Source organism: Vibrio sp. SCSIO 43086, from assembly GCF_051132235.1.
Taxonomy (GTDB): Bacteria; Pseudomonadota; Gammaproteobacteria; order Enterobacterales; family Vibrionaceae; genus Vibrio; species Vibrio diabolicus.
Genome location: NZ_CP072678.1, coordinates 394834 through 420562, shown reverse-complemented (window position 1 = coordinate 420562; position 25729 = coordinate 394834). Strand labels below are relative to the sequence as shown.

Genomic DNA, 25729 nt, shown 5'->3' with positions numbered 1-25729 from the left:
TAAATCATCATCGATTCTCAAAACGATTATAGTCAAGTAATCCAAATTCGATCGGTTGTTTTGTACGGTACCAATTGTGCAGACGATCGCTAAACGGCCAGAATTTTTCTGAGCTTCTGCGAATCGCAAAATTATCCAACAACTTAACGTAATCGGATTCATTTTGGATGGCACTAAATTGATCGACAAATTCTTTTACTTGATTTTCGTTGATCGAGAAAAATGCCGCTGGGTAGCTTCCCACAACGCCACGTACGATGGTCATATCATCGTTAGCAAAGTCGCGGTTGCTTTCTTCATCAAACAAGCTAGAAATATTCGTGTGTGCATTATTGTGAAGTAGGGTGAACAACTCATCTTTTCCAGATTGGCTTCTCACCATAAGCATGGTGATTTGCGGAACGGTTTTCAGACCTTCTCCGCGAACTTGGCCAATACGTTGGAGCTGTTGTTCACTTTGAGCAGAAAGCTCAGTATCTTTAACCTCGTAGCGCGGAAGAAGAACATCTGAAACTCGTTCTCTAAGCAACTCGACTAACTCTGTTTTTGGTTCGTCAGTTTTGTACTCGACGCTGGTTGGTTGGTTAAATGGTTTCACGTTGCGTTGTAAAAAGTCACTTAACTGTGGACTTTGATCTTTATACCAGCTTGATTGCAGTTCATGACGCATGTCGGTTGGCAGCAAAGATATAAAGTTACTTTCGCCTTCCAGACGCAAGAAGTCCATGAACATTCGTGTCATGAGTTGGTGGCCGAAGTTGCCATACACATCAAACCCAGCAACGAGCAAATAGTGGATGCGTTCTAGTAACGCGTAGTCAAGAATCCATACCGTTTTCGGCTGCTCGCCAACTAACCCTTGTACGACAGACGCGCTGTCAAAGTGGCGGAAAATCGTTAATGCCGCATTGTGGTTGGTGCCATTACCGTCCCAAATTACGTCGGTGGATAGGTTTTCGCCTTCCTTAAACCAGTTATTGGTAAATTCAGACTTGGCTTCTAGGTAGCGAGCTTGCTGACGCGCGTATTTAACCCAGTTGGTAACAGGCAGCGTGTTGCTTTCCTGCTCTGCTGGCAGTCTTAGGTTATCAGCCTGAGATCGGTAAAACTCATTTACTTCAGGGATATCTGCTTTATCTGGATCTAGAAAGAATATCCAAAAGCGATCATTGATAACATTCAGTGCAAGTTGGCCACGACAAACAGGCCCTTTAATGTAAGCCATGATCGTGTTTTGCGCATTGTCCAACATAAACTTGAAGCGTGATTTAACCGGAAGATCGATAAATGATGTCATCGGGTTTGCAGCAACTTCAGGTTCATAACTCGGTAGTTGATTAACCGTGTAATCAGCATCGATAAACCATGTGTTCCAGTTTTCAATACGTTGCTTGTTTAACGCGAACGGCATGTGCGTTTTATCTACAATCGTCCCTTGTTCTGGAATAATTCGATAAAACACGCGCTCAACCCCGGGATCATCGTACGGGCGACGTGTTGAAATACGTTTTACTGGTTGCCCCGGTGGAGTAGAAGAACGAACTAACGTAAAAAATCGAGGATCTTCAGTGAGTTCTGAAAAGTAGAGGTGAGACAAAAACAAATGCTCGTAAATATAGCGAGCCATCAGTTGATTTTTTAGATCAGCGCGATTGAGCAAAGTTTCATACTTGTCAATTTGAGCTTGCTCTTGTTCACTAATTGGTTGGTGAACGTTCATTATCGCGCCGTTTTCCAGCCAAGTCATCAGTGTGTGGTATTCACTGTTTGATAGGTTTGGCATACCAAAAGGCATTCCCCAGGTTGGGTTATCTTTTTCGTACTGTTCGTACTCTTCAATTGTTGGACAGGTTTGTTCTCGGTCTATCGAAAAATCAAAACCTTCTAACTGGACTTGATCAGGCAGCGGGTGGCGTTCTTTTTGTTGTAGCAAACGTGCAATGAGGCCTGCATCAATGTTGGCCGCCATGCTCTGATCACGTTCGTTAAGTACCGGATGAAAACCCGCATCGCGCCACTCTTGGGTTGTTTCTGCATCTTCGAATAAGCGTGTTGGCGCGGCGGCAGTAAGTCTTGTTCCTTCATATACCAGTGCTTTGCTCGCGCCACGGTCAATACCCTCAACGGAAGAAAGCTTAAGCTGACATGGTGCATCGTAGCACGCATGACAGACGACACAGCGGTTATCCATAATGGGTTTGACTTCGCTTTGGAAGAAGTTTGCTTGAGGTGTAGCCACGTCCGCCGTACGTTCACGAACGAGCTGTGGACCAAACAGTTGGTCATAGTTAAGGCCCGCATAGGTTGCACAGCCAGCAAACAATGTAGCAATGCAAAGTATAAAAATTAAGCGCAAATTCATTGAGTTATTTTACGTGATTAGAATTTGCATTAATTAAAGCAAAATAAGCGGTCAATTACCAAAAGTTGGAGCAATTCGCCGCGATTTCTTTACTTTTTCGCATGCTTAAATACATAACCTTGTCGATGAACGGTCTGAATTCGATCCGCGTTAATCCCTTCGCTAACCAGTCGTTTTCTTATTCTACTAATGTGCATATCGAGTGCGCGGTCATGCTCTGAGAACGTGCGCTTCAATACCGTTTCATAAAGGAAAGGTTTGCTAAGCACTTGATCTTGATAATGAGTCAGAGTACGGAGCAGCTCGAATTGAACGCTTGTAAGCTGAACTAACTTTTTGTCTGGCGGACGATTTATCATCACAGTATGGCTGTGCTTGTCCAGTACGAGCTCATATTCATTATTGAGACCGTTATCGGAAGCTGCCGTCTTAGGAGCAGACGAAAGGTTAGACTCAAACATATTGGCATTTTAATTATTAATGATAGTAAAAACCATTATCATTAATGTTGGCGTGAAATCAATGCTGTATTTTATTTGTAATGCAATATGTCTGAGTCATATCAAAATTCTGATATGGAAGAAATAACTCTACAACGGAAAGAGCACCAATTTAAATCGCCAAATCAATAGGTATTACCACAATTTCTAAAGCAAATAATCAGCTATTTTGGGGACTAGAGCAGCTGTTAATGTCTCTAAAGTTCTTATTTCTAAGATTCGCTTATCCACTATTTCTAGACTATACATTCTGTTGCAGGAAGCTCTTTTCTAATACACACAGAGGTTTATATGACAGCGAAATATGGCGTAAAACGTCGATTAGCGATTCTTGCCGCCGCCTTAATTGGCGCGACAAGTAGCAGTATCGCGGCAGAGAAACCTAACATTCTCGTCATTTGGGGTGATGATATTGGCCAGTCCAATCTCAGTGCTTACACCTTCGGCTTGATGGGATACAAAACACCAAACATAGACAGCATCGCGAAAGAGGGCATGATGTTCACGGATTATTACGGTGAACAATCTTGTACTGCGGGCCGTTCTACTTTTATCACAGGCCAGACCGTCCTTAGAACGGGTTTAAGTAAAGTAGGGCTTCCTGGCGCGGATCTTGGCTTGAAGGAAGAAGATGCCACCATTGCCGAAATGTTGAAGCCGATGGGCTATATGACGGGTCAATTTGGTAAAAATCATTTAGGCGACAAAGACGAACACCTGCCTACTAACCACGGCTTCGATGAATTTTTTGGCAACCTTTATCACTTGAACGCCGAGGAAGAACCAGAAAACGTCGATTACCCTAAAGATCCAGAGTTTCGTAAAAAGTTTGGTCCACGAGGCGTTATTCGCTCGTACGCTGACGGCAAAATCGAGGACACCGGGCCTCTGACTCGCAAGCGTATGGAAACCGTGGATGAAGAGACGTTGGATGCGGCTCTCGATTTTATGGATCGTGCCGTCAAAGCTGAAAAACCTTTCTTCGTCTGGTGGAACGCAACGCGTATGCATTTCCGCACCCACGTGAAAGAAGAGAATTCGGGAAAAACAGGCATCAGTGAGTATGCAGATGGCATGGTCGAGCATGATAATCATGTCGGCCAACTACTGAAAAAAGTGGACGATTTGGGCATAAAAGACAACACGATAGTCTTTTATTCAACCGATAATGGTCCACACATGAACTCATGGCCAGATGCAGGTACAACGCCATTCCGTGGAGAGAAAAATACCAACTGGGAAGGTGCGTATCGAGTCCCTGCGATGGTACGTTGGCCGGGTAAAATTAAAGCTGGCTCTGTCTCGAATGATATCATGCACCATATGGACTGGATGCCAACTTTCGTTGCTGCCGCGGGTGATGACAGTATCAAAGAGAAATTACTCAAAGGCTATAGTGCGAATGGTAAGAAATTCAAAGTGCATCTCGATGGTTACAACTTCCTGCCATATTTAACTGGCAAAGAAGAGAAAGCACCGCGTGAAGAGATTTTTTACTTCTCGGATGATGGAGACTTAACCGCACTTCGTTATAACAAGTGGAAACTGGTTTTCATGGAGCAACGAGCAAAAGGTACGCTGCGCATTTGGGCGGAACCATTCACTACACTTCGAGTTCCTAAGATCTTCAATTTACGTATGGATCCTTACGAAGTGGCAGATATCACTTCCAACACCTACTATGATTGGATGCTAGACCGTGCTTACATGCTTGTTCCTGCACAAGCTTACGTAGGCAGATTCCTCGAAACATTTAAAGAGTTCCCACCAAGGCAAAAAGCGGCAAGCTTCTCGCTCGATCAGGTGATGGAGAAATTAAAAGAGAACCCAAATAAGTAGGCTAGTGCTACGTAAGCAATACGATGCAACCATATAGAAAAGAGGCTCATATGAGCCTCTTTTTTCCGTCTAATAAAAGCTTTCAGAGCAACGAATGGCAAAGAAAATGCGAATCAACAAGGCCTACAAGGAAACTGGCTCGTAGTGGGCTGCCGTTAAGTTCGCTTTAATTTTTTCACGTAGCGCAATATGAGCAGGGTTGTTCATCTCTCGCTTATGGTAAACAAACTTGTAAGGGATAGCGCATATAGAAATAGGGCATTGCAGAACTTGAAGCTTAAGGGCTTTACTCCATTTGTTTGCAAAAGATTGAGACACTAAGCCTAAACAATCGCGTTGCGCGACGTACAACGCCATACCAGCAAGCGAAGATGTGATCAAATCGACTTTTCTCTCTTGAATAGTTTCTTGGGATAGCTGTTCAAAACCGCTCATGTTGTTCCATTTCCCTGAAAACAAACAGTGAGTTTCCTCATAAAACTGCTCTTTTGAGAGCGAGCCTTGCACGCGGGGATGATTCTCACGACAGATAATCACCGCCTCTTCTTCGTAGGCATCTTCAATAATAAATGCGGCATCTTTTGTGATAACAGTATCAATGACAAGATCGACTTTTTGTTGTCTTAGAAGCTCAAATAATAAGAACTTTTCAGGAGGCGATTCATAAAAAATAGTGTTCTTTATCGGGTCCATAATGTGCAATAAAATTTCGGAACAACACACTTCAAAATGATTCTTATCGGATATCGCATTGTCAATGATATTAACCGCTTGCTGGAATTGTGGTAGCAGTTGATAGGCGGTGGATGTTAGTGCTATACCTCGCCCTTTTTTGACAAATAATTGCTTATCGACCACTTGTTCTAAACGCTTTATTGCAGCGCTCACAGCGGGTTGTGTCAGCCCCAATTGTTCCGCGGCTTTCGTATAAGATTGGAACTCCGCGACAACAAGAAAAGTTTGGATCAAATTCAAGTCCATAACGTTACTCATAAATTTAATTTATAGGTTAACTAATTTTGACTGCATTTATCGCCTGAAATTAGTGCTTTATCTTATATCAACAATGGTATTGAAAAGCGAATACCATTTTTACGCACTAGCGAACTCTTGGAGATAATATGAAAAATGCGACCAAAACGAGCAGTAAAAAACTCGTACTTAACGCATGTACGTTAGCATTAGGCGCTGCATCTGCAGTTGCACACGCAGCGGACAAACCCAACATTCTTGTCATCTTTGGTGATGATGTTGGTTACTGGAACCTTAGTACCTACAACCAAGGCATGATGGCGTACAACACGCCGAACATCGATAGCATTGCTAAAGAAGGTGCGAAGTTCACTAACTTCTACGCACAGCAAAGTTCGACAGCAGGCCGTTCTGCATTCATTACTGGTCAAATGCCAAAACGTACTGGTCTATCAAAAGTGGGCTTACCAGGCGCTCCGCAAGGTATCTCGGAAAAAGATCCAACGATTGCAACCTTGCTTAAGCAAATGGGTTATGCAACCGGACAATTTGGTAAGAACCATTTAGGCGACCGAGACGAGCACCTTCCTACCAACCACGGTTTTGATGAGTTTTTCGGCAACCTATATCACTTGAACGCGGAAGAAGAGCCAGAGAACGTGGATTATCCTAAAGATCCAGAGTTCAAGAAGAAATTTGGCCCTCGTGGCGTAATCCACTCTTACGCTGACGGCAAAATTGAAGATACCGGTCCACTTACGCGTAAGCGTATGGAAAATGTTGACGGTGAATTCCTTGATGCCGCGGAAACCTTCATAGAAAAACAAGTAAAAGCGGATAAGCCGTTCTTTACTTGGTTTAACACCACTCGCATGCACAACTTCACGCATGTTCCTGAAGAATACCAAGGTAAAACAGGCGCTGGTTTCTACGCGGATGGTGTTAAGCAGCACGATGATCAAATTGGTCAACTACTTAACAAGATCAAAGAGTTGGGTGTGGATGACAATACAATCATTGTTTACACCACTGACAACGGCCCTATGGTTGATTTGTGGCCTGATGCAGGGATGACACCATTCCGCTCTGAGAAAAACACTGGTTGGGAAGGCAGTTTCCGTGTGCCGATGTTGATTAAATGGCCTGGAAACATCGAAGCAGGTAAAACGTTCAACGGCATGATGTCATTAGAGGATTTCTTCCCGACATTGGTTGCTGCAGCGGGTGACACCAAAGTTAAAGATGAATTACTAAAAGGTAAGAAAGTTGGTGATATTGACTATAAAGTTCACCTAGATGGTTACAACCAACTGCCATATCTAACGGGTAAGTCAGACAAATCTGCTCGTAACGAATTCGTTTACTGGAGCGATGACGGCGATCTTGTGGCATTACGCCAAGGAAAGTACAAGTTCCACTTTATGATTCAAGAGAATGAAACAGGCATGGATGTATGGCGTAAGCCTTTCACTAAACTTCGTGTTCCATTGATCTTCGACTTGAGCATCGACCCATTCGAACGTGGTGACCAAGGTATGGGTTACTCTCGTTGGATGTACGAGCGTTCATTCCTAATGATGCCAGCGGTAGAGAAAGTGAAAGAGGTAATGGGTACGTTTAAAGAGTTCCCACCTCGCATGGAAGCAGGTTCATTCGTACCTAAGTCTTCTAAGTAATAAAGAACATCGATAATCCATAGCGCTCTTCGGAGCGCTATATACCCAAATAGCTTCCCGCTTACTGCACTACGCTTACGAGGTTATTTGGGTATATTTAATAGTGAGAAACGTATGAGTAAGATTTCCCCTCGCCATTCTACTACCATGCCTATTGTTCCTCTTAAAACGGCTTCTAAAGCACCGGTTTCGGGCGCGTATGACCGTCGATTCCATGTGATGGCAAAGCCGGGCGGAGCAAAATGCAACATCGATTGTCAGTACTGCTTTTATCTGCATAAAGAAAATCTACTGCACCAAGAAAAGCAGCCAAAAATGGACGACGCTACATTGGAAGCGTTCGTGAAAAACTACATCGAAAGTCAGGATGGCGAAGAAATTGTGTTCTCATGGCAGGGTGGGGAGCCAACGCTGCTTGGGTTGGACTATTTCCGCAATGTCGTAGCTCTGCAAAAGAAACATCAGCCGCAAGGCGTTCGCATTGAAAACGACCTTCAGACCAACGGCATTTTGCTAAACGATGAGTGGTGTGCGTTTTTAAAAGAGCACAACTTCCTAGTTGGCTTGTCGATTGATGGGCCACGAGAGCTGCACGACAAATATCGCAAAACCCGCAGCGGTAAGCCGACGTTTGATCTGGTGATGAAAGCGGTAGATAGGCTCAAAGCGCATGGCGTGAAATTCAACGCGTTGGTGACGGTGAATCGTCACAATGCGAAATACCCGCTCGAAGTGTATCGATTTTTAACCCAAGAATTGGGTGTGACATACATTCAGTTTGCACCGGTGGTTGAAGCGAACGACTTCCGAACAACCGCACCGCAGTTTTGGAACGAACAGATGATCCCAACCAAAGGCAGTGATCTGGCGAAACCGGGTCATCCAATGTCTGTTGTGACGGATTGGTCGGTCGATCCTGAAGACTGGGGATGCTTTTTAATGGCGACCTTTGAAGAGTGGGTGAATAACGATCTTGGCCGTGTACTGGTTAACCTGTTTGAAACCGCGGTAGCGCAAGTAATGGGGAAACCGTCTCAGCTTTGCGTGACAGCTGAGTTTTGTGGTAAAGGCTTGGCGATTGAGCACAATGGCGACGTGTTCAGTTGCGACCACTATGTGTACCCAGAATACAAACTCGCCAACATTCATGAACACTCATTGAATGATATGGCCTTCTCTACACGACAATACACCTTTGGCATGGCAAAACGCGAATCTTTGCCGGCGTATTGTAAGCAGTGTCCCTACTTGCCTTATTGCTGGGGCGAGTGTCCGAAAAACCGTCTGATCAAAACGCCGAATGGCGAGGCTGGACTAAACTATCTGTGTTCGGGAAGCAAAATGTTCTTTGATTACGCGTTACCGATGTTGGTTGGTCTTGCACAGCTTCTCCAATCTGAAGAACCGAAAAGATAACATAGTGAATATAACCTTAAGTTATTTCATTTGTTCTTATACTTAACTATTGAAAAGACGGCTTAAACCACTGAAAAGGTACCCTATGAACCACGCACAACAAGCGATAAAAGAACTCATCGAACAAACAGAAAAAAGCGTCATTGGACAAAGCCACGTGGTTCGAGCTTTAGTCATCGGGTTATTAACGAACGGGCACATTCTTCTAGAGGGTTTGCCGGGAACGGCAAAAACACGTTCTGTAAAATCGTTGGCCAACTTGTTAAACACCAGTTTTGGTCGAATCCAGTTTACGCCAGACCTTTTGCCATCGGACGTGACGGGAACCGAGGTTTATCAAGAGTTGGATGGCAAGCCGCAACTCCATTTTCAGCCAGGGCCAATTTTTAACAGCATTGTGCTTGCCGATGAGGTCAACCGTGCGCCAGCCAAAGTACAAGCCGCACTGCTTGAAGCCATGGCCGAAGGCACGATCACGGTAGGCGATAAAACTCACGTATTGCCAGACTTGTTTATGGTGCTTGCAACGCAAAACCCAGTAGAGCAAGAGGGCACGTACCCGCTGCCAGAAGCGCAAATGGACCGTTTTATCATGAAGGTTACTGTCGACTATCCAGAAGATGAAGCCGAACGTGACATCATTCGTTTGGTGCGCAGTGAAGAATTAGGTGCGGAAACCAGCAGCGAAATTATTACGCCAAAACACATCGAACCTGACGTGGTGCTAGAAGCACGTCGTCAACTACCTGATATTGTTGTGTCAGATCTAGTGGAAAACTACATCGTCGCGTTAGTGATGGCGACTCGTAAGCCAGAGCGTTATGCCGATTCAAACTTAGCAAAATGGATTGAGATTGGCTCTAGTCCCCGTGCTTCCATCGCACTAGACAAATGCGCTCGTGCGTATGCGTGGATGCAAGGACGTGACCATGTCACTCCTGACGATGTGCGTGCTATGGTTCCGTCCGTACTGGGCCACCGTTTTTCTTTGACCTACGATGCACTAGCAGACGGGGTCGATCACCAACGCGTCGTGCAAGAGCTGCTAGATTGTGTAGAAATTGGGTAAGCGGGAGGCATTATGGCTAAGCCAACTCTTGCGCCAAAATCACAGGGGATGGATCCCCGTTTGTACTGCGATTACGCTCGCTTAGTACGCTTGCAAGCACAAGCAGAATCATTCAGTTTACTTCCTCACCTAAAAGCGGGTAGCGTACTCTCAGGCCGCCATAATTCGCTGTTTCGTGGTCGTGGATTGAACTTCGAAGAGTTGCGCCATTACCAATTAGGTGACGATATTCGTAACCTTGATTGGAAAGTTACGATGCGTACAGGTAAGCCGCACGTACGCAGCTATACAGAAGAAAAAGATCGCAACGTAATCGTGTGTGTCGACCAGCGCAGCGCAATGTTTTTTGCTTCGACGCAAGTAATGAAATCGGTTGTCGCGGCAGAGATCGCAGCGATGTGTGGGTGGCGAGTATTAAAAGATGGCGACCGAGTCGGTTTTGTCATCGCATCCCAGCAGGCGTTGTTTCACAGCAAGGCACAGCGTTCGCAAAACGATCTTCTGGCGCAACTTAAGCGTCTCGCTAAAGCCAATCAATCGCTCAATGTGGACTCCCGCAATTCCGAAAAAGTGACGTTCAGTCAATGGATTGAGCTCATTAAACGCATGAAGCTCAAACAATCCACTTTGATTTTTATCAGCGACTGGAGCGACTGCGAGGAGCACCATCTTGACCACCTTAAACAGCTACAACAGCACAACGATGTTCTCGCAGTGATGGTCAGTGACCCATTAGAACAAGCGCTACCAGACGATTTGGCAAAATCGAAATGGGTGGTTGGTGATGGGCAGTATCAACTCAATTTAGACAGCAAAGCAAAGGTAGAAGCCGCGAGCGCAAAGCTTGAGGCTCGAACCAGCTTACAGCGTCAATCACTCTCTCAACTTATGGCGATGAAACACCTTCCGCACATTGAACTCGATACGACTGGCGAGCACATTAAACAATTTCAAAAACTGGTAGGAGGGCGTTAAATGAGTGGTCTTCCTACGCCTCCGAGTACCTACATACTCAGAGAGTTACATAATGTGGCCGTGCCACCAAGTGTGAGTTGGTATCCGCAAACTATTGGCTGGAAAATTTTAGCGGTGGTTGCGCTCATTGTACTGTTGTATGTCGTATATCGCTTGGCTCAACAATGGTGGTGTAACCGCTACCGACAAGAAGCTCTGCTGGCGATTTCGCAAATCAAACTGAGCGACAAATGTATGCCTAAAGTATTGTTCTCTGTGCTTAAAATTGTGTTGATTCATGTTGATAGCTGTAACGCGAAATTGTTTGATACCGCCTTTTTGCGCAAGCTCGATGCGCTATATCCGCAAACCGGAGATTCTCAAGCAAACTCGCAAGTGGTCTTTAACGATGAGCTTTCAAAGCGCTGGCTACAAAGTATTGTTGACCCCAGCGTTACGCTAACCAACGAAGAACGAGTGACGCTTATTGCTCGTGCGAAAAACTGGGTGAGTGAACACCGCTGTGATGCTCAAAAAAGCGCGGCAAAGAAATCTCCATTATTGAAACGCAAAGCAAATCAGGGAGGTCAACATGAATGATCTTCTTGTATCGCTAACTGGTTTGTCTGGTTTTGAATTTGCTCACCCAATGTGGTTTCTGATTTTGCCGCTGCCATTGGTGGTGTACTACTTGGTGCCTGCATATCGCACTAAGCAAATGGCGATCAAAGTGCCGTTTTTTAGTCAGTTGGTGGAAGCGATTGGCGAGACGCCGTCAGAAGGTGCAAGCCAGTTAACCCCAAGCTGGTGGCAACGAGCAACGTTAATTCTCTCATGGCTTTTGGTGGTGTGTGCGATGGCAAAACCCACCGTGTTAGGCGAGCCTCAAGTTCGCGAGAGTTTAGGGCGCGATGTTATGGTGGTGGTGGATCTTTCGGGTTCCATGGCTGAGCCTGATTTCACCTCTCGTACAGGTGAAAAAATTTCTCGCCTTGATGCGGCAAAAGAAGTGCTGACGGAGTTTGTTCAGTCTCGTAAAGGTGACCGATTAGGCTTGGTACTTTTTGGTGATGCCGCTTTTGTGCAAACGCCATTTACCGCAGACCAAAAAGTGTGGCTCGAACTGCTTAACCAAACCGATGTGGCGATGGCAGGGCAGAGTACCCATCTTGGTGATGCGATTGGCTTAGCGATTAAAGTTTTTGAGCAAAGCGATAAGTCGCGTGGTGCTTTAGAACAAGACCAAAACCGTGAAAAAGTCGCGATTGTATTAACCGATGGTAACGACACGGGCAGCTTTGTCGAACCGATTGATGCGGCGAAAGTTGCGAAAGCCAAAGGCGTGAGAGTGCACGTCATTGCGATGGGCGATCCGGAAACGATAGGTGAAACCGCGTTGGATATGGACACGATTCATCGCATTGCGAAAGAATCCGGCGGTGAAGCGTTTGAAGCACTCAACCGTGATGAACTGTCGGCTGCCTACGACGAGATTGGCAAACTGGAACCTCAACTTTACGAAAGCACCACATACCGGCCGAAACAAAGTCTTCACCATTACTTGATGGCGTTAGTGGTCATCATGCATTTACTCGCGTTCAGCGTCGCGACACTCAAAAGAAGGGCTGCAACACGATCATCATTAGGAGAGAGCGATGTTTGATTCTCTTAGTTGGACGCAATTCTTTACGCAGTTTCATTTTATTCGACCGTTGTGGTTACTTGCTTTGATCCCCATGTTTTTCTTGGTGTGGTTGCGCTGGCGAGAAGAAAGCAAACCAAGCTGGAAGGATGTTCTGCCCGAACATTTACGCAATGCTTTGACGATAGGCGAGCGAGGTTGGCGCAAGCAACTGCCGCTTAAGCTCTTGATGCTGATTGTGCTACTCGCCATTGTGATTTGTGCAGGCCCAACGTGGCAACGTGAATCTTCCCCCTTTGGCGAAGATAAAGCCTCTCTGCTTGTGGTGCTTGATAACAGCGACTCGATGCTGCAAAAAGATCTCCCACCAAGCCGCCTTGAGCGTTCCAAACAGAAAGTACGCGATTTATTAGCCGCTCGAAAAGGCGGAAAAACGGGTTTAGTCGTGTTTGCGGGCAGTGCTCATGTGGCGATGCCTGTGACTCAAGACAGCAAAGTATTTGACCCATTTTTGGCGGCCATTACGCCAGAAATCATGCCCGTGCAAGGTAAGCTTGCTGAAAAAGCCTTGCCGTTAATTGATCAACAATTGCAAGGTCAACCAGGCTCCACCGTTTTGTTGGTGAGCGACGGCGTGAACCCGGCCACGATTAAGCAATACCAAGCGTATTTTGCAGGTAAACCTTATCAACTGTTAATTCTTGCTGCGGGGAATACAGACATCGTGAGTAACAACCCGATGGATTTGGATTCTCTGCAAAAACTGGCCAGCCAGACCAACGGTCGCTTGGTGGAAGTGACGGTCGATAACAGTGATATCGAACAACTGAATCGATACGTTGAGCGCAATATGCAGCTTAATGGCGAATCTTCAATGCCTTGGAAAGACATGGGTTATCAACTGCTGTTCCCAATCGCGTTGATCATGATGCTGTGGTTTAGAAAAGGGTGGTTAGTGCAGTGGTGCGTGATTGCAATGGTGAGCGGTACACTCTTGATGCCGACCAGTGCAATGGCGGAGAACATTTCTGTGAAAGCCGAGCAGCCACAAGTTGTGCAAAAAGTGACGACCTTCGACAAGGTGGCGCAATGGTGGTGGGATTTGTGGCTGACGCCAGACCAACAAGGACAGCGTTTGTTCAACCAACAAGCGTATTTAGAAGCTGCAAAACACTTTGTCGATCCATTACGCAAAGGCACGGCGTACTACTACGCTAGCGAGTTTGAGCTCGCACACAGTTCGTTTTTGGAAATGCAAAACGACCCGTCCGAAGAGGTTCGAGATTACGGTCTTTACAATGCGGCGAGCGCATTGGCGCGCCAGCGTGAATATTTGGCTGCTCGCGACTTGTTAAAATCCTTAGCCAGCAAGCCAACGTTGAACGAGTCGTTAAGACCTGATGTTGAGCACAACTTGAAAGTGATTGCTGGCATCGTCGATGAGATAAATCAGATGAGTGAAAGTCAAGCCGGAACAGAGCAAGAGGCGTCAACCGAGCTAGGCGACAACCCTCAAACCGCAGAAGGAGCGGATGAACAAACGTCAGCAGAGTTGATGATTAAAGAGACGTTAAGCGCAGACGACATCTTAGGCAGCCAAGAGTTAGCCGACAAGTGGCTAAAGCGAGTCGAAGCGGATCCGAAGTATTTCTTACGCGCTAAATTCCAAATTCAATTACGTTCGCCAACAACGGGTAGCTCGACTACGACAACGGAACACAATACAGAGGAGGCCGCCCAATGATGATGAATGCCCATCGCGTGACCTCTTTTGCACTTCCTGCAAGGATAGTGGCATGGTTAGTGGTTTGTTTGAGTCTGTTCGTAAGTCGTCACGTTTTCGCTCAGGATATTTACGATCTTCAACGCAATCATGGTGTTGAGTTGCAAGCGTGGGTTGGTCAACAACCAACGGCTGGAGAAAAGCGTAAAACGCCAAGTTTTAGTGTCAACGAGCAAGTCATTTTAACCATCGAAGTGGCAACGCCGCGCTGGTTTACGGGTGGGACGCGAATTGGCAGTATTGAAATGCCCAATGTTATCGCCAAACAGCGTAATCAGTTAGCCACTAACTTCACGGAGCACAAGGGCGGACAAACTTGGTCGCGTCAACGCTGGGAAGTGACTTTGTATCCGCAAGCATCTGGTGATTTTGTGATTCCACCTGTCGCAGTGGGCGTTCAGGTGTCGGCGCCGGACGGCGAGAAGGTGTCAGGTACCCTTTACACGCAGCCGATTAAGTTCAAAACTGTCTTGCCATCGGGATTGTTGAGCGGTGATACGCCTTGGTTTTCTGCAACGCACGTAGACGTAAAACAAGAGTGGGAGACCTCCACTGAGACACTCAAAGTTGGGGATGCAATCACGCGTAAAATCACCATTTCGGCTCAAGATTCGCTATCTGTGTTGCTACCAGACTTGTTGAAAGGAGAATCGACAACCCGTTACCAAGCGTATCCTCAACCGCACCGTCTTACAGATACGCAAACACGTGGTGATTACCAGTCAACACGCACAGAAGAGAGCGTGTATGTGATTCAACAAGGTGGTGAATTAACTCTGCCAGATTATGAGTTCCGTTGGTGGAACAGTAAGACTCAGCAAGTGGAAACGGTGGTGTTAGAGGGCAAAACATTTGCCGCGAAGCACACGTTGAAATCCTTCATCAAAACGTACTTTGCATGGATTGTTTCCACGCTTGTATTGTTGGGTTTTGTGACTGTTTCATTGGTAGCCATTAAACGTTACTACCGCAACAGACCGACACCAGCATGGTTGACGTTCCACCGTTTGTTAAAGGCTAAACGTTGGTCTGAAGCAAGGACCGTATTGTACAAACAATTGCGTTTAAATACGGCAGAGCTGCAAATGACCAAAGCCGATACGAGTGAATCGTGGCAAAAAAGTGCGTCGCGAATGCAAAATGGTGAAAATAGCGCTCATTTAATGAAGTCGATGTGGCGCAAGATCCAGACCAAACAACAACGCTTTAAATTCCGTATACCGCGAGCGTTACCAGAACTGGACAAAGTCATTGGAAGAGATGGCAATGAATAAAACGGGGCGCTAATATAGCGCCTCGTTTTTATTAGAGAATAGAGTTCAAATGAGCCAAGAGTTTATGCGCCGCGCATTGGAAGTGTCCAAAAATGCGCTTCCTGAATGTCAACCCAACCCGCCGGTTGGCTGCGTGTTAGTGAAAGACAATCAAATCGTTTCAGAAGGTCATACTCAAGCTATTGGTGGCAACCACGCGGAAGTAGAAGCGCTGAATGCATATCAAGGCTCGTTAGAAGCGGTGACGGCATACGTTACGCTCGAACCGTGTTCGTTTGTAGGTCGTACGCCAGCTTGCGCGGTGACATTAGTAAAATCCGGTATTGGCAAAGTCGTCGTAGCCATGTTGGATCCAGATCCGCGCAACAGTGGTCGAGGTATCGAGATTCTAAAACAAGCCGGTATTGAGGTAGAAATTGGTTTATGCGGCGAGGAAGTCAGCGAGTTTCTTACCCCATATTTAGGCAAATCTTAATGTAAGCTTTGGCTTGCACTATAGCTACTCACTTATGCGGTGAATTGAGTACGTCAAAATTGAGTTAAAACTCATTAAAACAGGTCGTACCGCCCATTTCTTGTACTTAGCTACGTTAACTATCATGCTGTTAGATTAAAATAGAAAAAGTGATTTTCGAAAAATTTAATAGCATGAAACCGACCGATCTGAATCTTATCCCCATCTTTATTGCCATTTATGAAGAGGGGAACTTATCTAAAGCAGCAGCACGTCTCAGCATCACGCAGCCCGCAGTCAGCAAAGCGTTGGCACGCCTTCGTGATATTTATGACGAACCTTTATTTCATCGCTGTACCAAGGGGGTAGAACCTACCTCTTTTGCTATGGATATTTACCCTGCGCTGCTTACTTCGGTGCAAAACTTTACTTCAACTCTGACGGCTTCTAGCGAATTTGACCCTAAAGTGTCGAATCGAGTGTTTTCCATTGCTTGTGTCTCTGTTGCAAGTTTTGAGTTGCTCCCTCAAGTCATGAAACAGATCCGTGAGTTGGCACCACATATTGCTTTAGAGGTTCATCCACTCTTTACAGAAGATTTTGAAAGCGATCTGCGTTTGCAACGTTACGACTTGATCATTGATATCGCGCCAAGAGCACGAACAGTTTTAAAAGTTGAAACTGTGCTTACTGAGCGCTTGGTGGTGGTGTCTAGCGAGGAGCACCCACGCTTAAAGGATGAGATTACGGCTGAACAATTTTTTGAAGAAGAACATGTGGTGGTTTCGCAGTGGCAGAGTCGTAAGAGCTTGTTAAACGCCGATGATATTGTCGACTTGGACAAAAGAAAGATAAAGTATCGAGCTTCTGGCGTGTTGGAAATGCTACCTGTTATCTGCGGTAGTGAATATATTGGTTTAATGCCCGAGTCGATGATCAACTTGTTCAACCACACCTATCATGTTAAATCTTTATCTATGCCATTTGATGAACAAACCTATGAGCTCTGCACAATATGGCATCCTAGTCGGACAAACGACAGTGCCCATCAATGGTTGCGATCACAGATTAAACAAGCAGGGAAAGTCATCAACCAATAGGAAGTGCAATGAAGAAGACAATACGTGCCATCCTTAACGGCAAAAAAGCTGGGAACCCAGAGTTAAGAGATGCAATCATGAAAATGAGAGACAAGGGCGTCGATGTGCAAGTGCGAGTGACTTGGGAATCTCAAGACATGCCGCGCTTGGTGAAAGAAGCGGTTGATGAAGGGATTGAACGTATTGTTGTCGCTGGTGGCGATGGGACCGTCAATGAGGCGGCTTCTGCGATTATCCAAATTGAAGAAGAAAAACGCCCTGAGTTAGCCATTATCCCTCTTGGTACCGCAAATGATTTTGCCACCGCGATTCAAGTGCCAGCTTCTATCAAGGCGTCTTTATCTCTCGCCGTAGAAGGGCAGTCTGCTTTGGTCGATTGTGTCAAGGCTAACGATCGCTACTTTATTAACGTGGCAACAGCTGGGTTTGGCGCAGAAGTTACGGCAGAAACGCCTGTTGAACTCAAAAACTTTCTTGGTGGCGGCGCTTATACACTAACTGGTGTTGTAAAAGCGCTCGGCTTCAAACCTTATGACGGAACAATAACAATTGAAGGCGGGGCTTATCAGGGAGAAATGTTGCTTGGCGCTTTCTGCAATGGTCGCTTAGCTGGAGGTGGGCAAGAGTTAGCATCGAAAGCGATGATTAATGATGGCTTGATGGATCTAACATTGGTGCGTCCATTCTTACCTCATGAGCTGCCGAAAGTTATCGAAGAGATCAATAATCCTAGCGAGAAAGGTGAGTTTGTAAAACACACAAGAGCAAGCTGGTTAGAGATAGACTTCCCAAATGCACTACCGCTTAATTTAGATGGTGAACCATATCATTCGAGAACAATACGGTTTGATGTTCAGCCTAAGAGTATACGATTAGTCTTGCCGCAAGATTGTCCATGCTTGACCAGCTAAACGAGTAGTTTCACGGTTCATAAACAACACAGCCTCCAATATGTGGCTGTGTTGTTTGTGTTGAGGTGTCAGGCGAATTAAAGCTTTTGAATGGTCTCTACGTCAATCTGCGTGGTTGTCCACTCTGAGTCAACTTCGCCTCGAATCGTCACTTTATCGTTTGGACCAACGTCTAGTCCCATCCAATCTTCATTGTCGATTTCTACTTCGATTTCGCCAGTCTCATCTTTGAACAAGTAAGTCTCGTTACCAAGAGATTGAACAATGTGCCCGGTTAACATGACGGCGCTGTCATCGGTTGCGTTGTGCGCCTCTTTCACCGAATTAATTACGCTTACTTCTGGACCATTAAACGCGGCGAAAGCTGAGCTTGAAAGTAGGGCAAACATGGATGCTAAAATCATTTTTTTCATTATCGTCTCCTTAAATTAGAAGTAGTAAGTTGTGCCTACGTTAAAGGATGCAGTGTTTGCGTAGCTGTCTAGTTGATATTTTGCGTTTGCACCAATGGTGAACTGCGGGAAAATTCTGTATTCCGCACCCACTGAGAACATTGCGCCTAGCTCGTTGTTTTTCTCTGTGTTGTGGAAAAGCGTGTTGTTCATTTCCACATCGTCGTTCGCGACAAGCTCGTATTCTTGATGTTTAGAAACCTTGGCGTTGTATTCCGTGTACGTTAGACCCGCTTTGAATTTTGTTGTCCATTTGTCATTTAATGCATAGTTAAACACAGGTGCCAACGACACTTGCTTGGCTTTGATTGACGCATCCCAATCCATTTCATGATGGTAATCTTTGCCATCAATTTGTTTGATACCAAGGTTCTTTGAACGATTATCATCAAGGTCAAATTGGCTGTAGCCCAACTCTAGCGCCCAGTTGTCATTGAACGCGTAACCGATAAAACCTGAGAAAATACCGTCTTCAAGCTCAGGGTTGAGTGTTACGTTGTCAGTTGAAAAGTGAGGTTCCAAATCATGGTCAGTGGTGCCTAGTCCATATTCCAGACCTACATAAGGAGCCGCAGATACCGAAACTGAGCAGGTAACAAGTAACGCAAGAAGTGTTTTGTTCATTTTATTTTGCCTCTTCAAATCAACTTAGTGAGTAGAAGCGCATTTTGTGTGAAGAAGCGTGAAGCGATCGTGAAGAAACGAAAAAATGTTTAGAAAAAAGAGCAAGGGGCGATAACCGAGGGGCGGTTTGAGAGAACAAACACCAAGCTCTTTATATAGAGTAAGTTAAGTTGCTGCGACGTAACACACCGCAAACGGGACATTAAGGCGAGTAAACTCTTTGATCCAACGCCATTGGTTATCCTGGAGTTTATCGCCAGGGCCTTTCACTTCAATCCACTCGAACTCATTTTCTTTAAAAGCAATGAGATCCGGCATCCCATTGCGGTAAAGCTTAAGGTCGCTCAATTGTATTTTGAACAGAGCCATCAGCATATTGGTTGGGATAGTGTTGAGCGCTGTTTCGAGTAGCTCTTTACTTATTAAATTCCAATGTACAAATGGATTACTGATGCCAAACTTCTCATCGTATTTTGCCAATAACGTCTGGGTGCTGCCTGCTTCTAGTTCGGCAAAAGCGGTGTCTATCAAAGCTTGGCGCTTGGTAACAAAATCCGAGTGATATAAATCTAAAGGACGGTGTTGATAAGCGTTAATGAATGCCCCTTCAATAGGAGCAAAAATCGCATCCCAGAATGTAAGCCCCAGTAGCGAGTTGAGCAATGCATTTTCAGCGTAAAACACATTCCAGCCTAAGGACTCAAAATACGCTTTGCTGGCAAGCTCGACTCGTTGTTGAGATAAATCCAGTTCAATATGGTATTCGGAGCAGAGTGGCTTCGCTACTCTTGGTACTTTCGCGCCTTGTTTTCGCTTCAACCGTTGCTCAAGTTTTTGTGCGACTTCGAGCTCAGACACATCAATTGGCGACTGTAGCATCTCTGTGACAATGTCACTAAATAAATCATCTTGGTTTAGTTTGTCATAGATACGTGCACGTCGTTCTCGGCTCGGAGCGAGCTGAGTTTGGCTAAATAGAGATAGGGCGGTCTCTAGATCATTAAGCCGTTCGTAATCACGTGCTATGTCATTCAACATGTGCTCACGTTTACGATCTACGTAATGGTGATTAACGGGCTGAGGCATTGCCTCAATTAATAAGTCGAGGTTCGCTTTGTCTTTTCGATCAAATTGCCAGTACAGGTTGGCTAGTTGGCTCAGTTCAATTAAGCGGTCTATTTGCTCACGTGAATCAAAGAAACGGCGCACTTTACTCAATTGGTATTGCTCGAACTGATGTAGACCTAAGTCATCAAGCACAAACTGACTTAAGTCTTGATGGGTGTTGGCAAAAAATAGGGTGAGTAAAACGTCGATCATGTGGGCGGAATTGAGTTTGATGATCGTAAACTCAAGCTGCTCAAAACGATCAAATTCCGTGTTGCTTAAACTCTCCACAAGGACATCTTTCTTTAATGACTTCGGTAGCTCTGGGTAAAGTGCAGAGATCTCCGGTTTCGTCAGTAAGTTAGACGCTAACTCTTGATGAGAGAGTGTCGGGGAAAGGGCCACAAACTCATGTTGACTCAATTCAGCCAGTGCTTCATTGATAGAAGGTATTTCTTGATAACTCAGCTTATCACTTCGAAACCAACACCCTTTTCGGCTGTATAAACGCACCAATAGGCATTGGGCGTGTTTGCTCAAGGAATCAAACGAGCAAAGCCAAGCGTGTTCATCCTCGGCCAGTAAATCGCTGTACCAGGTTACTGCGTGGTGAGTCAGCTTAAAGAAGTTTTCTAGATAGTAGTCTGGTGCAAGTTCGATAGGGCTTTCCATAAACGACCTGTAACAAAAAAGGCTTAACCCATAGGTTAAGCCTTTTCGCTATCAAATCAATTCGCAATTATGCGTTTTTTAGCTGCGCTACTTTCGCTTCAGACAGTGGCTTAGTGATGAACGCAAGTACGATACATACTGCCATCATTGCTGATGAAATAGTGTAAGCCAAGGTGTAGCCTTCGCCGTTCGTCATAGAGAAGCCAACAACTGCTGCGCCGATTGCACCACCGATACCCCATGCTGTGTAAAGCACGCCGTAGTTAGTACCGTAGTTTTTCAGACCGTAGAACTCGGCCGTTAGAGTAGGGAATACCGCTAGAAGTGTACCGTAACCTACCGCTGCGATCGCAGTGCCAATGATCAGAGTGAACTCAGAGTCGAACGTTGCGAACAACACCATGTTTACGCCTTGTAGGACGAACGCAATTAGGAGCGTACGAACACCGCCGATTTTATCTGCAAGCATACCCGCAGCAACACGGCCGCCTGAGTTAAATACAGCAAGAATAGACGCTAGGTAAACCGCGTTTGGCAAGTTTGCTTGAACGCTTGCGATGGTCGTGATGTTACCGATGATCATCAGACCAACAGAAGCTGCGAACGCGTACATGATCCATAGAGAGTAGAACTGTGGCGTCTTCAGCATTGCTTTCCAAGTTAGGTCATCTGACTTTTTAACCGCTTTAGGTGCTTGACCTTCTTTTACTTTAGGCTCTGCAGGCGTGTAGTCTGCTGGTGGGTTATTGATGGTTGCTGCAAGAGGAACTGCAATTGCTAGGATACCAACACCAAGAACCATAAAGCTCGTTTGAATGCCCATGCTGTCGATCAATGATGATGTTACTGGTGCTAGGTAGATAGCCGCTAGACCGAAACCAGCCGCAATAATGCCGTTAACCATGCCTTTCTTCGAAGCGTGGAACCATTTCATTGCAGAAGGTGATAGGCATGCGTAGCCAAAACCGATACCTGCACCTGTGATCACACCGAAGGTAATGTTCAGCATGAGTGGAGTGTCAACAAAGCCAGACGCGATCATGCCTAGACCTGTAAGAACAGTACCTAGGATAAGGATCATACGTGGACCCATGCGGTCTTGAAGAATACCTGCAACAAGAAGACAGATAGAGAAAGTGATGGTTGCAGTTGCATAAGGTGCAGAAGCTTCTGCAGCACTCCAGCCTGATTCAGTTACCAGTGCCTTGTTGAATACACTCCAAGCATACAGGATGCCAAGACAAAGGTTGATACAGAACCCTGCTAACAGGATGCGCATAGCTTTATCAATCTTGCTCATTTTCATTCTCAGTTTTTCCTCTTGTTGGCAATGCCGCAAAGAGAGTTGGTTTAAAGATGTTTTTTCTCAAAATTAGTTTGCGTTTTTCAACGATTAACGCAATGAGCGCGGATTATAACCAATAAATATGTGATTGGAATCTCTTTTTACCGTTACTGATAAAATAATTTGAAACATTAAAAGCGGATGTGAATTCATGGTTTTGTATGTGGTTAGCGTGTTATCAAAAAGTGATGATTTCTGTTATTGGGAATGAAGAACTAGTCAAAATAGAGAATTCAGTGCGCAGTTGGGTGCACAGCTCACATTTCATATAAAAAATTTCAAAATGTTACCGTGTTAACTCCCTGTAACAAAAATGACTGAAATATCGTCTTATCGCCGTAAGTATTGGATGTAAAGGGTTTCTTAAATTTAAATTGTTAACCTTTTGTAATAACTAGAGCTGATTAGGTTTTTTGTGCATTAAGTGAACAAAAAAGTCACTTGTAATTGCAGATTATAGGAGCAGAATATAGCGAAAAATGAGATTTCATTTATGAAGGGATGCTTTTTTAGACTTGTTGTGAGGTGACTTATGAAACTGTTCCTATTACTCATGGCTTCGGTATCTGCTGGTGTCGCATCTGCAGATCACATCCATTCATTTATGTTGGGTCTATCTATTGCTTCTCTAGCGGTAGGGAGCTGTTATTTCTTTGCATTCCGTAGCTCGCGCTTTCCGCAGCTTGCCTTATTCTTACTAATTTGCGGCATGCTTTCTAAGTTGACGATAACGGTTGTTGGTGTGATGTGGGGAATGTCGGCTGAATTAATTACGTCTCCAATCGTATTCGCACTTTCGTATTTATTCTTCTCTCTCGCCGTGACCTACTTATGGTTTAGTTATCGAGAGAGTATTACTAAGATCCCTGATCGATTTAAGTCAGCGTAAATCGTCAAATAAGAACACATAATGAAAAAACGCCAGCACTTTTGCTGGCGTTTTTGTTTAAAGCTAAGTCAGTTAGCTTGTTGTGTTTGGCTCGGTAGGGTTTGTTCTGTATTGACTGATACGGTTAGTGGCGGCTCTGGAACTTCTAAGAAGCAGGCGATTACTCTATAGAGTTCTCCTTCCGCAACGGTAACCTTTCCATCCGATTCAATCGCTAATCGACACGCTTTTACGAACAAGCGACGACTTTTCGGTTTGAGTTGCAGTAGGAGCTCTAAAGCAGCGCGATTTAGGCCCCAGTTCTTATTTGCGGGTTGTAACTCTGCATCATTAAAGCCCAAACAGGTTAGGGCGTTGCTAAATGCACGTTGAGCGTCTTCCGGTTGAGAGTGACTAACCCAAGCCAATTCGCGCAGTAGCCAAAACACACTCTCTTTTAATTGCTTTAAAGATTGGATCTGTTTTGTACATCCATACGATTCGAGTAGTTGCTTCTCCAATAAGTTGATGACACACCATTCTGCGAGTGAGTAGTGATCATCAGTTTGAGAGAGTTCGCGTAGCACCTGGCACAGTCTGTTTTTCTGACCCTCACTCAGCGATTTCAAGGCAGGGATGGAGAGTTCGAGTAATGGAAAGCGTAGATGAAGAGGCAAATCATAATCCAGCCATGGTAATAATTGTGCTTGAGACACATTTGGGATATGACTTTTTATCATCTCTCGCTGGAGTTCACTGCCATCAAATATCAAGGCAAAAGCAATAAAGCGCGCACTGTACGGTTCACGAGCGATGTCGACAAGTTCGGAAGGAAGTTGGTTAAGTAGTTGTTGACCTACTTCGCTGAGTTCTGCGGTGGTTGGTTTCTCAGGTTGTGTCGACGTCCCTGATGAGAATCCACTAACGTTATCATTCTCAAAGCTTGTTGTTGGACGATGCGAACTTTGAGAAAAACTTCCATCCCAACCAGGTTCAATTCGGCGAATCCGTTCTTCTAGTGGAGGGTGAGTAGCAAATAGGCCAGAAAAGCCGGAGAGTTTGCTTTGACCAAACATCATATGGCTCATCTCATCGCTTGCTTTTGTATTCAATGAAGAACCCGCCATATGACTACCAATTTTCTTGAGTGCACCAGCGATGCCTTGATCGTTTCGAGTAAATTGAACGGCACTGGCATCAGCGAGAAATTCACGTTGACGAGAGATTGCGGCTTTGATCATCGAGCCAAACAAGGTGCCAATCCAGCCCAGAACCAAACAGATAATCGCAATCAGCATGATAACCGCAAAGCCTTTATCGGAATCGGAAGAACTCCTTGATACGCGGCTCGTATGATGAGTGTTATCTAAGACCAAGTGTCCAAAATGCGCAATGCAAGTGATGCCAAACAGTACGCCGATAAGACGCGTATTCAAACGCATATCTCCGTTTAAGATATGGCTGAATTCATGAGCAATGACACCTTGTAGTTCATCTCGCGTGAAGCTATCCAGTGCGCCTTGTGTGACGCCGATGACGGCATCATCAATGCTCATGCCTGCTGCGAAAGCATTGATACCGCGCTCTTCCTGCATCACATAGACGGGAGGAACCGGAATGCCAGATGCAATAGCCATTTCTTCCACAACGTTGAGCAGTTGTCTATGTTTTGCATCTAAGGTGTTTGAGGAAATCAGCTTGCCACCTATGCTCTCAGCAACCCCTCGGCCTCCATTGGAGGTGAGGGCGGATAAGCGAACCATTGAACTTATCGCAACAACCAGCAATACACCGGCAAAGCACAACAAGACGTAGGTAAGTGCGGTTTCTTGATCAAAGTGTTCGCCTGTTACTCCGTAATAGATACCAATCGATAATACGCTTACCAAACCAGTGATGGTGACAACTGCTAAGGAAAACAGGAACACCAAAAGCCCAGTGCGTTGACGCGCGGTATCTTGATGGTCAAAGAAATTCATTAGAACTCAACCTTCGGGGCCGCTTGTATTTCAGCACTGTCAGAAAACTCTAACAGTTTGCCATCTTGGAATCCGAATGCGTTGGAAAACAACACTGGCGGGAACGTTTGTTTGTATGTGTTGTAGCTGGTTACCGCATCATTAAATGCTTGGCGAGCAAACGCAACTTTGTTCTCAGTGCTGGTTAATTCTTCTTGAAGCTGACTCATGGTTTCATTCGCTTTAAGCTCAGGGTAGGCTTCCACTACAACATTAAGTTTGCCCAACGCACTTTGCAGCATGCCTTCTGCTTGGTTTAGTTGGCTAATTGCCGCATCACTACCAGGCGCGTCACTGGCTGCTTTCAGGCCAGCAATTGCTTGATTACGAGCTTGGATGACACGTTCAAATGTTTCTTTTTCGTGTTCCATATAGCCTTTTGCAGTATTAACTAAGTTCGGAATCAAATCGTATCGACGTTTTAATTGAACTTCTATTTGAGCGAAGCTGTTTTTGAAACGGTTTTGTAGAGTAACGAGCTTGTTGTAGATACTGACGGCGTACACCACAATGAGCAGGACAATAACGATAAAGACAATAAATGCAGTCATAATAAATCCCATTTTCTTAATGTATTCAGTTCTTATATAAACTGTTGAGATATTAAGCAAATGCTTCTGAAGAAGCGATGTAATAACCGAGAAATATGTCACGAGTTGAGTAACGATTAAAATACATTTACAAAGCAATA

22 protein-coding genes are annotated in these 25729 nt (G+C 45.2%); 13 read left to right on the top strand and 9 right to left on the bottom strand.

What is annotated here, in order from left to right; genetic code table 11:
- Positions 1-7: 7 nt before the first annotated feature.
- Entirely contained in the window at positions 8-2362 is a 2355-nt protein-coding gene (locus J8Z23_RS18140; protein ID WP_258634213.1) for a fatty acid cis/trans isomerase, read from the bottom strand.
- Between the two features lie 89 nt (positions 2363-2451).
- Entirely contained in the window at positions 2452-2823 is a 372-nt protein-coding gene (locus J8Z23_RS18135; protein ID WP_253658126.1) for a winged helix-turn-helix domain-containing protein, read from the bottom strand.
- Positions 2824-3153: 330 nt separating this feature from the next.
- Between J8Z23_RS18135 and J8Z23_RS18130 the strand changes: the two genes are divergently transcribed.
- Positions 3154-4701, top strand: a complete 1548-nt coding sequence (locus J8Z23_RS18130; RefSeq protein WP_046875994.1) for an arylsulfatase — start codon at positions 3154-3156, stop codon at positions 4699-4701.
- A 123-nt stretch (positions 4702-4824) separates the two neighbouring features.
- Here the strand turns inward: J8Z23_RS18130 and J8Z23_RS18125 are convergent, their stop codons facing one another.
- A complete protein-coding gene (locus tag J8Z23_RS18125; protein WP_005396661.1) occupies positions 4825-5682 on the bottom strand; it encodes a LysR family transcriptional regulator in 858 nt (285 codons plus the stop codon).
- Between the two features lie 140 nt (positions 5683-5822).
- Between J8Z23_RS18125 and J8Z23_RS18120 the strand changes: the two genes are divergently transcribed.
- From J8Z23_RS18120 to yegS, 11 genes are all read left to right on the top strand, one after another.
- Positions 5823-7349 carry an arylsulfatase gene (locus J8Z23_RS18120; protein ID WP_301659039.1) on the top strand — a complete coding sequence of 509 codons (1527 nt, stop codon included), beginning with the start codon at positions 5823-5825 and terminating at the stop codon, positions 7347-7349.
- A gap of 114 nt (positions 7350-7463) precedes the next feature.
- Positions 7464-8765, top strand: coding sequence for an anaerobic sulfatase maturase (locus tag J8Z23_RS18115; protein ID WP_434635666.1), 1302 nt, complete (start codon positions 7464-7466; stop codon positions 8763-8765).
- A gap of 85 nt (positions 8766-8850) precedes the next feature.
- Positions 8851-9834, top strand: a complete 984-nt coding sequence (locus tag J8Z23_RS18110; RefSeq protein ID WP_006742792.1) for an AAA family ATPase — start codon at positions 8851-8853, stop codon at positions 9832-9834.
- 12 nt (positions 9835-9846) lie between these two features.
- Positions 9847-10809: a DUF58 domain-containing protein gene (locus J8Z23_RS18105; RefSeq protein WP_015313118.1), complete on the top strand. Its 963-nt coding sequence runs from the start codon at positions 9847-9849 to the stop codon at positions 10807-10809.
- Entirely contained in the window at positions 10810-11388 is a 579-nt protein-coding gene (locus tag J8Z23_RS18100; RefSeq protein ID WP_434635665.1) for a DUF4381 domain-containing protein, read from the top strand.
- Positions 11381-12451 (top strand): vWA domain-containing protein, encoded by a 1071-nt coding sequence (locus tag J8Z23_RS18095; protein WP_005398156.1) that lies wholly within the window; start codon positions 11381-11383, stop codon positions 12449-12451. Before J8Z23_RS18100 ends, J8Z23_RS18095 begins: the two co-directional genes overlap by 8 nt.
- Complete coding sequence (locus J8Z23_RS18090; protein ID WP_434635664.1) at positions 12444-14174, top strand: vWA domain-containing protein; 1731 nt, start codon at positions 12444-12446, stop codon at positions 14172-14174. The genes J8Z23_RS18095 and J8Z23_RS18090 overlap by 8 nt, the downstream gene beginning before the upstream one ends.
- Positions 14171-15487, top strand: coding sequence for a BatD family protein (locus J8Z23_RS18085; protein WP_301659036.1), 1317 nt, complete (start codon positions 14171-14173; stop codon positions 15485-15487). The genes J8Z23_RS18090 and J8Z23_RS18085 overlap by 4 nt, the downstream gene beginning before the upstream one ends.
- A gap of 49 nt (positions 15488-15536) precedes the next feature.
- A complete protein-coding gene (locus tag J8Z23_RS18080; protein WP_053806013.1) occupies positions 15537-15962 on the top strand; it encodes a bifunctional diaminohydroxyphosphoribosylaminopyrimidine deaminase/5-amino-6-(5-phosphoribosylamino)uracil reductase RibD in 426 nt (141 codons plus the stop codon).
- Between the two features lie 173 nt (positions 15963-16135).
- Positions 16136-17041, top strand: a complete 906-nt coding sequence (locus tag J8Z23_RS18075) for a LysR family transcriptional regulator (RefSeq protein WP_301659035.1) — start codon at positions 16136-16138, stop codon at positions 17039-17041.
- A gap of 8 nt (positions 17042-17049) precedes the next feature.
- A complete protein-coding gene (yegS, locus tag J8Z23_RS18070; RefSeq protein WP_301659034.1) occupies positions 17050-17952 on the top strand; it encodes a lipid kinase YegS in 903 nt (300 codons plus the stop codon).
- 77 nt (positions 17953-18029) lie between these two features.
- On the opposite strand, the gene J8Z23_RS18065 is transcribed toward yegS, so the two are convergent.
- From J8Z23_RS18065 to J8Z23_RS18050, 4 genes are all read right to left on the bottom strand, one after another.
- Complete coding sequence (locus J8Z23_RS18065; RefSeq protein WP_005398145.1) at positions 18030-18365, bottom strand: NirD/YgiW/YdeI family stress tolerance protein; 336 nt, start codon at positions 18363-18365, stop codon at positions 18030-18032.
- Between the two features lie 15 nt (positions 18366-18380).
- Positions 18381-19028, bottom strand: coding sequence for an AcfA family outer membrane beta-barrel protein (locus tag J8Z23_RS18060; protein WP_301659033.1), 648 nt, complete (start codon positions 19026-19028; stop codon positions 18381-18383).
- A 165-nt stretch (positions 19029-19193) separates the two neighbouring features.
- The gene (locus tag J8Z23_RS18055) at positions 19194-20807 is read right to left on the bottom strand and encodes a VRR-NUC domain-containing protein (RefSeq protein ID WP_301659032.1); all 1614 of its coding nucleotides are present in this window, start codon (positions 20805-20807) and stop codon (positions 19194-19196) included.
- 67 nt (positions 20808-20874) lie between these two features.
- On the bottom strand, positions 20875-22107 hold the full coding sequence (locus tag J8Z23_RS18050; protein WP_301659051.1) for an L-lactate MFS transporter: 1233 nt from the start codon (positions 22105-22107) through the stop codon (positions 20875-20877).
- A gap of 577 nt (positions 22108-22684) precedes the next feature.
- Here J8Z23_RS18050 and J8Z23_RS18045 point away from each other — a divergent pair.
- Complete coding sequence (locus J8Z23_RS18045; protein WP_005398137.1) at positions 22685-23041, top strand: hypothetical protein; 357 nt, start codon at positions 22685-22687, stop codon at positions 23039-23041.
- Between the two features lie 68 nt (positions 23042-23109).
- Here the strand turns inward: J8Z23_RS18045 and J8Z23_RS18040 are convergent, their stop codons facing one another.
- Positions 23110-24999: a M48 family metallopeptidase gene (locus J8Z23_RS18040; protein ID WP_150916743.1), complete on the bottom strand. Its 1890-nt coding sequence runs from the start codon at positions 24997-24999 to the stop codon at positions 23110-23112.
- Complete coding sequence (locus J8Z23_RS18035) at positions 24999-25589, bottom strand: LemA family protein (RefSeq protein WP_005398201.1); 591 nt, start codon at positions 25587-25589, stop codon at positions 24999-25001. The genes J8Z23_RS18040 and J8Z23_RS18035 overlap by 1 nt, the downstream gene beginning before the upstream one ends.
- Positions 25590-25729: the final 140 nt, after the last annotated feature.